The 14,102-nt window shown below is 63.8% G+C and carries 10 protein-coding genes; 2 read left to right on the forward strand and 8 right to left on the reverse strand.

Annotated elements, in window-relative coordinates; all coding sequences use genetic code 11:
- Nucleotides 1–72: 72 nt before the first annotated feature.
- On the forward strand, nucleotides 73–1,110 hold the full coding sequence (locus AC1DIO_RS01480) for an amino acid ABC transporter substrate-binding protein (RefSeq protein WP_441504272.1): 1,038 nt from the start codon (nucleotides 73–75) through the stop codon (nucleotides 1,108–1,110).
- A 278-nt stretch (nucleotides 1,111–1,388) separates the two neighbouring features.
- Complete coding sequence (locus AC1DIO_RS01485) at nucleotides 1,389–4,730, forward strand: autotransporter family protein (RefSeq protein WP_441504271.1); 3,342 nt, start codon at nucleotides 1,389–1,391, stop codon at nucleotides 4,728–4,730.
- 150 nt (nucleotides 4,731–4,880) lie between these two features.
- Here the strand turns inward: AC1DIO_RS01485 and AC1DIO_RS01490 are convergent, their stop codons facing one another.
- The 8 genes from AC1DIO_RS01490 to AC1DIO_RS01525 all read right to left on the reverse strand — a co-directional run bounded on the left by AC1DIO_RS01490 (nucleotide 4,881) and on the right by AC1DIO_RS01525 (nucleotide 13,988).
- Entirely contained in the window at nucleotides 4,881–5,543 is a 663-nt protein-coding gene (locus AC1DIO_RS01490; RefSeq protein WP_441504270.1) for a peroxiredoxin, read from the reverse strand.
- A gap of 236 nt (nucleotides 5,544–5,779) precedes the next feature.
- Entirely contained in the window at nucleotides 5,780–6,760 is a 981-nt protein-coding gene (locus AC1DIO_RS01495; RefSeq protein WP_441487820.1) for a peptide ABC transporter ATP-binding protein, read from the reverse strand.
- Nucleotides 6,757–7,782, reverse strand: coding sequence for an ABC transporter ATP-binding protein (locus AC1DIO_RS01500; RefSeq protein WP_441487819.1), 1,026 nt, complete (start codon nucleotides 7,780–7,782; stop codon nucleotides 6,757–6,759). The genes AC1DIO_RS01495 and AC1DIO_RS01500 overlap by 4 nt, the downstream gene beginning before the upstream one ends.
- Nucleotides 7,783–7,784: 2 nt before the next feature.
- Nucleotides 7,785–8,696 carry an ABC transporter permease subunit gene (locus AC1DIO_RS01505; protein ID WP_441487818.1) on the reverse strand — a complete coding sequence of 304 codons (912 nt, stop codon included), beginning with the start codon at nucleotides 8,694–8,696 and terminating at the stop codon, nucleotides 7,785–7,787.
- A gap of 48 nt (nucleotides 8,697–8,744) precedes the next feature.
- The gene (locus AC1DIO_RS01510) at nucleotides 8,745–9,755 is read right to left on the reverse strand and encodes an ABC transporter permease subunit (protein WP_069879020.1); all 1,011 of its coding nucleotides are present in this window, start codon (nucleotides 9,753–9,755) and stop codon (nucleotides 8,745–8,747) included.
- Nucleotides 9,756–9,823: 68 nt separating this feature from the next.
- Nucleotides 9,824–10,648 (reverse strand): M55 family metallopeptidase, encoded by an 825-nt coding sequence (locus tag AC1DIO_RS01515; RefSeq protein WP_441504269.1) that lies wholly within the window; start codon nucleotides 10,646–10,648, stop codon nucleotides 9,824–9,826.
- A gap of 66 nt (nucleotides 10,649–10,714) precedes the next feature.
- Nucleotides 10,715–12,325, reverse strand: coding sequence for an ABC transporter substrate-binding protein (locus tag AC1DIO_RS01520; RefSeq protein WP_476853053.1), 1,611 nt, complete (start codon nucleotides 12,323–12,325; stop codon nucleotides 10,715–10,717).
- A 73-nt stretch (nucleotides 12,326–12,398) separates the two neighbouring features.
- Nucleotides 12,399–13,988, reverse strand: a complete 1,590-nt coding sequence (locus AC1DIO_RS01525; RefSeq protein WP_441504267.1) for an ABC transporter substrate-binding protein — start codon at nucleotides 13,986–13,988, stop codon at nucleotides 12,399–12,401.
- Nucleotides 13,989–14,102 lie beyond the last annotated feature (114 nt).

The raw sequence follows: 14,102 nt of genomic DNA on the forward strand, positions 1-14,102 counted from the left end.
ACGGTGCAAGTCTCTGACTTGCGCGAGCCCCCTGCCAATTCCGCAATCTGTCCCAACCGGAGACCGATGGTCATGCTGAACGCGGCCAAGACCTACCTTCGCAGCGCGCTTGCCTGTTTCGCGGCCGTCACGCTCTGGGGAGCGGCGCAGCCGGCCGCAGCCGGAACGCTCGACACCGTCAGGCAGCGCGGCACCCTGCAATGCGGCGTCAGCGAAGGCCTGATCGGCTTCTCCGAGAAGGATGCGCAAGGCGCGTGGTCGGGTTTCGATGTCGATTTCTGCCGGGCCGTCGCGGCCGCGATTTTCGATGATCCGGCCAAGGTCAGCTTCGTACCGCTTTCGGCGAGCCAGCGTTTCGACGCGCTGCGCGCCGGCCAGGTCGACCTGCTCTCGCGCAACTCCAGCTGGACTCTGGCGCGCGAGGCCGAGCTCGGCCTGTCTTTCGCCGGCGTGACCTATCACGACGGCCAGGGCTTCATGATCATGAAGTCGGTGACGGCAACCTCGGCGCTCGAACTCGACCGCACCAAGATTTGCGTCGAAGCGGGCACGACGACGCAACTCAACCTCTCCGACTTCCTGCGCTCGAACTCGATAACCTATGAAGAGCGTGCCTTCCCGACGGCTGCCGCTGCTCTCGCGGCCTTCCAGGCTGGCGAATGCAATGTGCTGACGCGCGACCAGTCGGCGCTCTATGCCGAACGCCTGAAGCTTCCTCGCCCCGCCGATGCCGTCATCCTGCCTGACGTGATCTCGAAGGAGCCGCTTGGCCCGGTGACGCGCGGTGACGATTTCGCCTGGTTCACCTTCGTCAAATGGGTGAATTTTGCTCTCGTGAACGCCGAGGAGCTTGGCATCACCTCAACCAACACGGCCGAGGCCCTGGCCTCCGCCAAGCCTGACGTCCGTCGCTTCATCGGCGCCGAGGGTGGTTTCGGCAAGATGCTCGGGCTCGACAATGCCTGGGCCATTCGGGCCGTGAAGGCCGTCGGCAACTACTCTGAACTCTACGAGCGCAATCTTGGTGTGAAATCCCGCCTCGGCATCCCGCGTGGCTTGAACCAGCTCTGGAGCATGGGCGGAATCCTGTACGCTCCCCCGCTGCGCTGAATCCGCTGAACGCGGCGAAGTCCTCAACCGCTGCCCCTCCGGCTACCCCACGCAACATGACCGCCATGGCCGACCGGCCACGGAGGCCATGTTGCGTGGGAGCCGTCGTTAATCTCATGGAAACCAACGAAACCGCGAACGCCGTATCTCAGGGTTTTCCCTATCGACGGTTGTCCGTGCTGCAGGCAGCATCTGCAGATTCGGCAGAAACACGGGTGATTCGGCGCAAGGCGAGAACAGAAGCGTAGGACCAAGGGCCACCGCAACCGGAGGGCATCATGAGAATGATGTACCGTTGGGTCGTGCCTACGAGTGGCCTGCCAGCCTGCGGAGCAGCAAGCGTCGGGCTGCTCTTGTCCTCCCTCCCGCTCGGCGCCCAGACGGTCGGGCCGAGCCCACCGACGATCACGGCGACGATCAATGTCACGGCGGGCACCACGACCGTCGTCGGCAGCACGAATGTCGCGACGCCCGGTGCCACGAACGCAAGCAACGTCACCGGTGGCACGCTCGTCATCGACAGTCTGGCGGTGCCCCTTCCCGGCCCGATTACCTTTCAGGCATTGAACGGCAATGCGCTCCAGGCCAATGGCGGCGCGATCACCGTGCCGAACGGCAATCTCAGCATCCTGACCCAAGGCGGCCACGCAGTTCTCGCCAATGGTGCCGCCAGTAGCGCAACTCTCAACGGCGTCTCGATCACGACGACTGGCGTTGGAGCAGGACTTGTCGCGATCGGCGGCAGAATCGACGCCACGAACGTCATCGTCAACAACACCGCGACCGCAACCCCGACCATCTCGGCAGGCCATGGCGCGATCGCGGAGGGCGGCGGCACCGTCAATCTGCACAGCGGCACGAGCATCACGACGGCTGCGTTCAACTCCGTCGGTCTCGGGGCTTCGGGCACCGGCAGCCGCGTCATTGCGGACGTTCTCATTCCGGTCACGATGAATGGCGGCGGCTCGATGGGGATCTATCTCCATGACGGCGGCCAGGTCAGCATCCTTCCCCGGTCGACGTTTCAAATGAACGGCACCGGCAATGTCGGCATAGGCGTCGACAATACGGCGGTGGCGCTCGGCACCATCGGCAACGGATTGACCGTCAATCTCAACAATGCCTCCGGTGGGCCAGGCAGCACCGGCCTTTTCGCCGTCAACGGTGGCTCGCTCAACATCGCGGACGTGACAGTTCAGGGTCCGAATGCAGCCGCCGGCGCCTGGGCGCGAGCGAACAGCAGCATCACGCTCTCGGGGCGCAGCGTCATCACCATCAACTCGGAGCAGGGCCCGAACGCCTATGTGCTCCAAACGGCCAATCTCGCGACCGCTGCAGGGCCCGTCGGCTCGGTCTTCAGCTTGGTCGGCGCGATTCCGGTCAGCGGCCTGCTGGCACAGGGAGCCGGAGCCCTGATCACCAGCACCGGCACGACCATCACTGTGACCTCGAGCAATGCTGCGGCCGGCGCCGATGCCGGCCTCGGCGGCACCGTCGACATGACCGACAACACGATCACCACGACGGGGACGAACGCTTTTGGCATCCGCGTCGATTCCAACGGCACCGTCATCGGGCGCGCTTCGCGCGTGACGACCTCCGGAGCAGGCGGCGCCGCCCTCTTCATCAACGGCGGGCCGGGCTTGATCGACCTGACCGGCACGACTGTCCAGGCGACGGGTTCGGGCACCGTTGGCCTTTCCTCGTTGAACATCACCCCAACCAGCGTGAACCTCGTCAGGCTGTCGGGCGGCAGCCTGACCAGTGCGACCTCGACCGCGGTGGAGGCACAAGGCCCGCTCAATCTGACAACCGCTGGAACGGTCGTGACAGGTGGTGGCGGGCTCTTGCTCCAGACCTTCGCCAGCACCTTCGGCCCGGCGCAGCCAACCGCCGTGCAGTTTGACGCCTCGAACGGGAGCGTCCTGACCGGCGATGCGCTCGTCGCCGCGCAGACCACCGCCAACATCAGCCTCGCAACCGGCTCGCAATGGACGGGGGCGGCCTTCGACGTGACCAATGTCACGGTCGACCCGACCAGCACCTGGACGGTCACCGCGAACTCGACCGTCACGCAGCAGGTTGCGAATGCCGGGCTGATCCAGTTCACGCCGCCGGGTGGCGATCCAACGATACTGGGCAGCTACAAGACGCTGACGACACGGAATTATTTGGGCGCGGGCGGAACGCTCGGACTCAACACCTTCCTCGGCAGTGATGGCTCTCCCTCGGACCGGCTGGTGATCAACGGCGGCGTTGCCAGTGGCAATTCGTTCCTGCGCGTGACGAACACCACGGGCCCGGGCAATCTCACCATCGGCAACGGCATCCTGGTGGTCGACGCGATCAATGGTGGCACGACCGTGCCTGGAGCCTTCGCGCTCGGCCAGCCGGTGGTCGCGGGCCCTTATGAGTATTCACTGTACCGCAGCAGCGTCGACGCCTCGGGTCCGGAAAACTGGTACCTGCGCTCCGAGATAACCCCTGCGCCGCCCGGTCCCGGACCGACGCCATCTCCACCAGGAACGGGCATCCCGGATTTTCGCCGCGAAACCTCGCTCTATGCGGCGCTGCCGGCGATGCAGCTGATCTATGGCCGTACCCTGATCGACAGCCTGCATGAGCGCGTCGGCGAACTCGCGCCGCTGGAAGCGCCGGCGGTCAGCGAGGAGCGCACGATCTGGTGCAAGAACCCCGACAAGAACTTTCGCTGCACGACCACCGTGCGGCTGCCGGCGAGCGCAGCCGCACCCGGTCGCTCTTATGCCTCGGCCGGCTGGGCCCGGATCATCGGCACCCATGGCAACCAGGATGGCGGGCCCTGGGGCATCTTCCGCAACGGCCCGAATTACGACTACGACCTCTATGCCTTCCAGGCCGGTCTCGACCTCTATCGCAGCGTGAGCGCCGACGGCTCGCGAGACCATGCCGGCATCTATGCCGCGATTGGCCGGATCGAGAGCGACGTCACCCATTTCAACGGCATCAGGGCCGGGCGGAACACCATCGATGCCTACTCGCTCGGCGGCTACTGGACCCATTTCGGGCCGTCGGGCTGGTATCTCGACGGCGTCGTCCAGGGCACCTGGTACGATGCCAAGGCCGATTCCAAGCGCGGCTTCATCCTCAACCGCGACGCGTTCGGCTTTGCCGCCTCGCTCGAAGGCGGCTATCCGCTCCAGCTCGGCTACGGCGTCATCCTCGAGCCGCAGGCGCAACTGGTCTATCAGACGATTTCGAACGGGAGCGCCTCCGACTCGGCAGCGCTGGTGCGCTTCTCCGATGCCGACTCACTCGCCGGCCGGATCGGCGCCCGCCTTGCGCGAAGCTGGACGCTGGAGGACGCCACTGGCGGCGTCAAACCGCGGATGCTGACCGCCTGGCTGAAGGCCAGCCTCTGGAACGAGTTCATGGGCAATCCCAAGACCGCGTTCTCCTCGGCCACCGGCTTCATCCCGTTTCGCGCCGATCTCGGCGGCAGCTGGGCCGAGTTCAAGGTCGGCGCCGACGCGCAGATGACCAGGAACACCGCCCTCTACGCCAGCGCCGGCTACTCGATCGGCCTCAACGGCCGCTCGCATGCCTATGACGGCAGGCTCGGCATCAAGGTCAGCTGGTGAGTCGCAACGCCAAAGCGAGGAATTGACGGGCGCTGATGCAACCAGCCGTCCCTCTGGCGCAGAACCGGCCACGGGCGGGCTGCAATCCTGCTCCCACAGCTCGTCGCCTTACTGCGACTGTAGCGAGCATCGCTTGAGGCAAAGTCTCTCTCAGCCCCCAGGCTGCGCCACGATGCGGATATAGGGCTTGGGTTCCCTCCAGCCATCCGGATAGAGCTGCTTCGCTTCATCGTTCGACACCGAGCCGGCGATGATCACGTCTTCACCCTCCTTCCAGTTGGCGGGGGTCGCGACCCGGTGCTTCGCCGTCAGCTGGAGTGAATCGATGACACGCAGAACCTCGTCGAAATTCCTCCCTGTCGTCATCGGATAGACCAGGATCAGTTTGATCTTCTTGTCGGGCCCGATGACGAAGACATTGCGCACGGTCTGGTTGTCGGCCGGCGTCCTGCCATCCGAGGTGCCGGATGTGCTGGCCGGCAGCATGCCGTAGAGCTTGGAGATCTCCAGATCCGGATCGCCGATCATCGGGTAGTTCGGCTTGTGGCCTTGCGTTTCCCCGATGTCCTCCGCCCAGCGTGCATGGTTCCCGACCGGGTCGACGCTGAAGCTGATGATCTTGACGTTGCGCCGATCGAACTCGGGCTTGATCTTGGCCATGTAGCCGAGCTCGGTCGTGCAGACCGGCGTGAAATCCTTGGGGTGGGAGAAGAGCACACACCAGGAATCGCCGATCCAGTCGTGGAAGCGCATTCGCCCTTCCGTCGTTTCGGCCTCGAAATCAGGTGCTGTACTGCCGAGCTGGAGAATCATCACAAGCCTCCTGTCGCAACGACCTTGTCGCACAGGCCGATATTAACACGGAACGGCTGGGCGAAGGACATTCGCGACCGGCCACTGGACCAGATCAATGGTGGCGTAAGGCGGGGCAACCGCGGCGAACGCAGGCAATCAGCCCTGACGCGGCCGCCCCCCGATCTTCAACAAAAACCACGTCCCAACACTGTCGCGGTCGATCGAAGTCGACCGCGACTGCACGCGCTTGCAGCTCAGGCCGCCTCGGCCAGGAAGCGTTCCGCGTAATGGCAAGCGACGAGCCGCTCATCCAGCTGGCGCGCCACCGGGCGCTCGGCCCGGCAGAGATCGGTCACATAGGGGCAGCGGGTCGAGAACACGCAGCCCTTCGGCGGATCGAGCGGCGACGGCAGCTCGCCGCGCAGCACGATGCGTTCTCGCTTTCCTGCCGCCACGCTTGGCGTCGAGGCCAGCAGCGCCTGTGTATAGGGGTGCAAGGGCCGAGCGAAGATCGCATGCTTCGGGCCATGCTCGATGGCGTGGCCGAGATACATGACCATCACGTCATGTGCGATGTGACGCACGACGCCGAGATCATGCGAAATGAAGAGATAGGCGAGCTTGAGCTCGTCCTGAAGATCGGCCAGCAGATTGAGCACCTGGGCCTGGATCGAGACGTCGAGCGCCGAGACCGGCTCGTCGGCCACCAGCAGCTTCGGCGAGAGGATGAGCGCGCGCGCGATCGCGATGCGCTGGCGCTGCCCCCCCGAGAACTGATGCGGATAACGGTTGTAGTGTTCCGGACGCAGGCCGACCTTGGCCATCATCGCCCGCGCCCGCTCTGTCCGCTCCGCCTTCGTCAGCGCGGTATTGATCAGAAGTGGTTCTTCCAGGATCGCGCCGATCTTCTTGCGCGGGTTCAAAGAGCCATAGGGGTTCTGGAAGACGAGTTGCACGGTTCGCCGCAGGCGCTTGGCTTCGCCCGGAGGAGGCGTGACGGCGTCAAGACCGTCGAGCATCAACGCGCCCGAAGTCGGCTTCTCGATCAGCGTCGCCATGCGGGCGAGCGTCGACTTCCCGCAACCGGATTCGCCGACGACGGCGAGCGTCTTGCCGGCTTCCACGGAGAAGGACACGCCGGTGACCGCCTGCAACTGGGCCGGCGCGCGGAGGAAGCCGCGATTGACCGAATAGACCTGTGTCAGCTCGCGCGCTGTGACGATGGGAGTGCTCACGATGTGCTCTCCACCGTCACGGGGTGAATGCCACCCGCCGCTCTGGCCTTCTCCCGCTCCGGATCGCCAAGCGGGTAGTGGCAGCGGATCTGCCCTCCCTGCCAGGGCCGGAGATCCGGGCGCACAAGGCGCGAATGATCCGTGGCATAGGCGCAGCGCGGGCTGAACAGGCACCCCTGCGGGCGGTCATGCGGGCCGGGAACCATGCCGGGAATCGTCGCGAGCCGGTGCTCGCCTTCGCTGCGCTCCGGCAGGGCGGCAAGAAGTGCTGCGGAATAGGGATGCTGGGGGGCCGCGAAGAGGGACGCCACATTGCGCTCCTCCATCACCTGCCCGGCATACATCACCATGATGCGCTGCGCAGTCTCCGCGACCACGCCCATATTATGAGTGATCAGGACGAGCGCCATGCCGCGCTCCTTCTGCAGCGACATCAGGAGATCGAGGATCTGCGCCTGGATGGTGACGTCGAGCGCCGTCGTCGGCTCGTCGGCGATCAGCAGCCGGGGGTTGCACGCGATCGCCATGGCAATCATGACGCGCTGGTTCATGCCGCCGGACAATTGATGCGGGAAGGCCTTGAGGCGGCTTTCCGGCGCAGGGATTCCAACCTGTTCGAGCAGCTCGATGCTGCGCCTGCGCGCCGCCTTGCTATCCATCCCCTCATGCGCCTTCAGCGTCTCGGCCAGCTGGAAGCCGATGGTGAAGCAGGGATTGAGGCTGGTGCTCGGCTCCTGGAAGATCATCGCGACATCCTTGCCGGTGAGCTTCCGGCGCTCCCGATCGGAGATCTTGAGCAGGTCGCGCCCGGCAAAGGCGAGTCGGTCGGCCTTGATTCGGCCGGGATATGCGACAAGTCCCATCAGCGCGAGCATGGTGACGCTCTTGCCTGAACCGGACTCGCCGACCACCCCGAGGATCTCTCCTTCCTCGAGCGACAGGCTGACACCGTCGACCGCCCGCATCACCCCCGTAGAGGTCGGGAACTCGACACTCAGATTCTCAACTTCGAGCAGCGGCATGGTCAGCGCTTCAGTTTGGGATCGAGGGCATCGCGAAGGCCATCACCGAGCAGGTTGAACGCCAGCACGGTGATCAGGATCATCAGGCCCGGCAGGGTGACGACCCACCAGGCGCGCAGCACGAATTCACGCGCATCGGCCAGCATCGTGCCCCATTCGGGCGTCGGCGGCTGGGCGCCAAGGCCGAGGAAGCCGAGCGCCGCCGCGTCGAGGATCGCGGTGGAGACGCCGAGCGTCGCCTGGACGATCAGAGGGGCGGCGCAATTCGGCAGCACTTCCTTGAACATCAGGCGTAGCGTGCCGGCACCGCTGACGCGGGCTGCGATGACATAGTCCTTGGAGGTTTCGCCGATCACCGCCGCACGCGTGATGCGGACATAGTGCGGCAGCACCACGATGGCGACCGCCAGCATCGCGTTCATCAGGCCCGGCCCGAGGATCGCGACGATGACGATGGCGAGCAGCAGGCTCGGCATCGTCAGGACGATGTCCATCAGACGCATGATGACGATTTCGGTGATGCCCTTGAAGAAGCCGGCGACAAGGCCGAGCGCGATGCCTGCCGCCATGGCGATGGCAACGACCACGATGCCGATCACCAGCGAGAGACGGGCACCGTGAAGCAGTCGGGACAGGATATCGCGGCCGATCGCGTCGGTGCCGAGCGGATAGGCCAGCGAGCCACCCTCCTGCCAGAAGGGTGGCTTGAGGAAGACGGCATTGTTGGTGAGATAGGGCGAGTGCGGCGAGAGGACGTCGGCGAACACCGCCATCAGCAACACCGCGACGATGACGACGAGCCCGGCAACCGCGCCGCGATTGGCGCTGAAATAGCTCCAGAATTCGCGCAGCGGATGCGGCGGCGTGCCAGCCGGTACGGCAGCGGAGGGTGCTTCAAGCGTTTCGGCGGTCATCTGTCAGCGTCCCGCGAAGAAATCAGCCATGTCACGATCACAGGTCCTTCAGCGCGCATGTCTGATGCGTGGATTGATCAGGCCGTAAAGCAGATCGACCAGGAGGTTGACGCTCATGACGACGACGCCGATCAACAGGGTGCCCCCCTGCAGGACCGGATAGTCGCGCCGGCTGATCGCCTCGATCAGCCATTTGCCGACTCCCGGCCAGGAGAAGATCGTCTCGGTCAGGATCGCGCCGGTAAACAGTACGCCGACCTGCAGACCAATGACCGTCACCACCGGAATGAGCGCATTGCGCAGCGCATGCAGCGCAATGACCCTGAGAGGCGCCATGCCTTTGGCGCGCGCCGTGCGGATATAGTCCTCGCCGAGCACTTCAAGCATGGCGGAGCGCGTCATCCGGGCAATGACCGCAAGCGGGACCGTACCCAGGACGATCGCCGGCAGGACGAGATGCGACAGCGCCGACTTGAAGGCGCCGAAATCGCCCGCCAGCAGGCTGTCGATCGTCAGGAAGCCGGTTACCGGCTCGATATAATACTGCACCGCGATGCGGCCGGAGACCGGCGTGATGCCGAGCTGCACAGAGAATAGCAGGATCAGCAGCAGGCCCCACCAGAAGATCGGCATGGAATAACCGGTCAGGGAAAGCCCCATGACGCCGTGATCGAAGATCGAGTTGCGTTTGACCGCAGCCAGGATGCCAGCCGGCAGGCCGATCGCAAGCGCCAGGAAGATCGCGCATAGCGCAAGCTCGATCGTCGCCGGGAACAGCGCCGAGAATTCCGAGATGACGCTTTCGCGTGTCACGATCGACTTGCCGAGATCACCCTGCAGAACGCGACTGATATAGATGCCGTATTGCGTCAGAACCGGCTTGTCGAAGCCGAACTCCTTGCGCAAAAGCTCGTGGCGAGCCGGATCGATGCCACGCTCGCCGGCCATGGTCTCGATCGGATCGCCCGGGACCAGCCGGATCAGGAAAAAGGCGAGCAGCGTGATGCCGATGAAGGTCGGAATCACCAGGCTGACGCGGGTCAGGATGAAACGCAGCATGGATGAGCCAGTCTTGTCGGGGTACCGGCGGCCTGAAGCATGGACCGCGAACGGGATGTTTCGTCCTGCTATTGCAAATTAGAACTATATCCTAATGCGAAGACCAGGAAACGCTGCAAATCGAGGATATCATCGGCGATGTAGCGCACCGTGAACGCGTCGAGGCGCTCGATGCCCTTGAGCATGACGAGGTACTCGACCGGCTGCCGATAGAGGAAGCTGAGTTCCAGCGTGATCGGGCCCGGCAGCCGATAGGGGACGATTCCCGCCCGGCGTGCGATGGCGCGCTGCACGCCCTCGGCAATCAGCTCGTACGAGGCCTCCGGCATCAAGGTGCGCGCCGAGAGGCGGCTATGCGCCCATTTGACCGTGACGGCCTCGATATCGGGCAGGAGCGCCCTGGTCTCCTCGATGCAGACATCATCGCCGCTGACCAGCAGCACGGGCGTGCCGAAATGCCCGGCGATCGCGGCATTGATCATCGCTTCCGGGGCCGAGACGCCATTGACGCGAACCTCGCGCAGCGAAGCGCTGCGAAAGGTGTGCGCCAGGATGCCGTCCGGATTGGTGGCGCCAGCGTGGTACCCGATGAAAAGCGCGCCGGCATAGTCGCCCGACTCCATGCCCTGCATCATCGAGAGCGGGCGCGGCCACGATCGGACGACCTGGACTGCCTTGGGCAGGCGGTCCAGCAGCAGGTTCTGCGCGTTGCCATGGCTGTCGCTGATCACGACCTCGCTCGCCCCAGCCGCGAAGGCGGCGTTGGCGGCGGCGGCGACGCTGTCGGTCATCCAGATGCGCGCCGACTGATACTCAAACCCTTCGGGGCGCGTGTGCTCGCGCGTCACGACACCGGCGATGCCCTCGATATCCGCCGAAATATAGATCCGCATGATACTGCGCCCCCGCCACCAATTGTATTCGGGCGCGGTTCGCCTCTCCGCGCCCGAATGTCAACGTCATTTCGCCAGCGATACACCGGTAAAGGGCTGGCCGCCGAAGAAATGGATCTTGTAGTCTTTCACATCCTTGCGCACCGGCGTGAAGGCCTGCGCGTTTGCAAAGAGCAGACCCCCGACATCTTCCTGGAAAATCTCCTGCATGCGCAGGAACATCTTGGTGCGCTCGCCCTGATCCGTGATCGTATTGGCCTTGGTCAGGAGGTCGGAGAATTCCTTGTTGCACCAGCGTGCCCGGTTGGCGCCGGTTTTCACGCCATCGCAATGCCAGCCCGACAGCAGGATCTGGCTTGGATCCGGATAGTCCCAGGTGTAGCCGAACATGCCGACCTCATGGTCGCCGGCGCGGCCGCGCTTGAGATACTCACCCCATTCGAAACTCTGGATCTCCGCCTGGACGCCGATCTTCGCCCAATCCGCCTGAATCAGCTCGGCCGCACGGCGTCCGTTCGGCATATAGGCGCGAACGACGGGAATGGCCCAGAGCGTGGTCTTGAAGCCGTTCGGCAGGCCCGCCTCGGCGAGCAGGGCCTTGGCCTTCTCCGGATCATAGGGGCGCGGCTTCAGGCCTTCGTGATGCGACCAGAGCGAGGGCGGGACGATCGCGGCTGTCTGCTTGCCGGTGCCCTGATAGACTGCATCGATGATCGCAGGGATGTTGGTCGCATAGACCAGTGCCTCGCGCACCCGCTTGTCGTCAAAGGGCTTCTTCTGCTGGTTGAAGGCGAGGAAGCTCTGATCGGCAATGCTGCCGGAGAGCATCGTCAGATTGGGATCGGCCCGCATCGCCGGCAGGTCGCCGGGATTCGGATAGCGCGCGATCTGGCATTCGCCCGATTTCACCTTGGCGAACCGCACCGAGGCATCCGGCGTGATCACGAAGATCAGGTCGTTGACCAGCGCCATGCGATCCCGGTTTCCGGCCGCCTTGGTCCAATGGTCGGGCACCGCGCGAAAGCGGATCGTGGCGTCCTTCTGGTAGGCCAGCAACGAGAATGGGCCGGTACCGATCGGCGCCTGGTTGATCTGCTCAGGCGTGCTCGCCTTCAGCATCGCATCGCCATATTCCGCCGACAGGATCGACATGGGCTCGACCGAAAGCGCGCTGAGCAAGGGTGCGTAGGGCCGTGACAGGATGAGCCGGACGGTCTGGTCATCGACCTTCTCGACCGCCTTCAGGCTGGGCCGGACGATCTCGTTGAAGAACTGATAATTGGTGCTGCCGACCTTATGGTAGGGATGGTTCTCGTCGAACATGCGCTGGAACGAAAAGACCACGTCATCGGCCGTAAAGCCGCGTGTCGGCGTGAACGCCTTGTTCGCGTGCCATTTCACCCCGCTGCGCAGCTTGAACGTATAGGTCAGCCCATCCTCGGAAATGGTCCAGGATTCGGCCAGGCTCGGAATGATCTGGGAACCGCCGCGCTCGGTGGCGACCAGGCGATCATAGATCTGGGCCGCCACGTCGTAAGCCGTGTTCTGCGAAGAGAACTGCGGATTGAGGAAGTCGGGACTCGCCTCTGAGCAGACGACGAGCGTTTGAGCCGCGACCGCGCCAGCCTGTAAAGCTAACGCAACGGCAGCCGCCGCTGCGAAATGTCTAATCTTCATGACGCTCTCCCGAAGTAAAAAGGGCGCGGCCTCTCGGCCGCGCTCCAATCAATGCATCAGTCGGGGCAGGGCCTCAATTGATGTCAACGCCATAGAAGGTATGCCTGCTGAACGGGGATAGCTTGAAGTCCTTCACTTCCTTGCGGACAGGCTTCAGTTGCACCGCATGCGCGATGGTGAACCAGGGCGCCTGCTCCTTGAAGATCACCTGGGCCTGGCGATAGAGTTCGGTGCGCTGCGCCGTATCGGTAATCTTCTTGGCCTTCTGCACGATGTCCTCGAAGGGCTGGTAGCAGAACTTCGCGACGTTGCCGCCATTGTTCTTCGACGCATCGCAACCCAGCAGCGTGTGCAGGAAGTTGTCCGGATCGCCATTGTCGCCGGTCCAGCCGAACATGCCGGCCTGATGCTCGCCCGCCTGCAGGCGCTTGCGGTACTCGCCCCACTCGAAGGTCTTGATCTCGGCCTTGATGCCGACCTTGGCGAGATCCGCCTGCATCAGCTCCGCGATGCGCTTGGCGTTGGGGTTGTACGGCCGCTGCACCGGCATGGCCCAGAGGTCCATCTCGAAGCCGTTCGGATAACCCGCCTCGGCAAGCGCCTTCTTGGCGGCCTCGGGATCGAAGGGATCGTCCTTCACGGTCTCGTTGTAGGACCACATCGAGGGCGGAATCGGATTGATCGCCGCGATGCCGCTGCTCAGATAGACGGCGTCGATGATCGCCTTCTTGTTGATCGCCATGTTGACGGCATGGCGCACCTTGACGTCGTCGAACGGCTTCTTGGTGGTGTTGTAGGCGAGATAGCCGATGTTCAGGCCCGGCTGCTCCAGGATCTGGACATTGGCGTCCTTCTTCATCGCGTCCAGATCGGCCGGGTTCGGATAGGGCATGACATGGCATTCGCCCTTCTGAAGCTTGGCCCAGCGGACCGAGGCATCCGGCGTGATGGCGAAGATCAGGTCGTCGATCTTGGCCTTGCCGGCCCAGTATTCCGGGAACGCCTTGTACCGGATGATCGCATCCTTCTGATACTGCACCAGCGAGAACGGCCCGGTTCCGATCGGGTCCTGATCGATCTTCTCGGGCGTGCCGGCCTTCAGCATCGCATCGGCATATTCCTTCGACTGGATGCTGGCATATTGCATCGCGAGGTCTGACAGGAAAGGCGCCTCAGGGTTGTTCAGCGTGATCTTGACGGTGTAGTCATCGACCTTCTCGACCGACTTCAGCAACTTGGGCATGCCCATGTCGTTGAAATAGGAATGATTCGAGCTGGTGACCTTGTAATAGGGATTATCTTCTTTCCACTGCCGGTCGATCATGAAGATGAAGTCGTCGGCATTGAAGTCGCGCGTCGGCCTGAAGGCGCGGGTATTATGCCACTTCACGCCCTTGCGCAGGTTGAATGTGTAAACCAGCCCATCGTCCGAAACCGTCCATTTCTCGGCCAGAGCGGGGAGGACCTTGGTCCCGCCGCGTTCGAACTGGACGATGGTGTCGTAAATCTGGGTATTGGCATCGAACGACGTGCCTGTCGTGTTGATGCTCGGAGCGAAGTTCTCGGGACTACCTTCCGAACAATAGATCAACGTCTTGGCTGACAGCGGTCCCGCCGCCATCAGGGCAGCCGCCGACAGCGTGGCGAACAGGATTTTTTTCATGGTCAGCTCTCCCACTTAATGACCCTCGGGCCGGATTGGTCCGCGCCCAGTTCCGCCGAACCCGCCCTGCCCGCGGCAGGATCGTCGGCCCGAACGGAAGTTGGTCCCGATTGA

The sequence above is a fragment of the Allobosea sp. 05T439 genome (genome assembly GCF_056396005.1).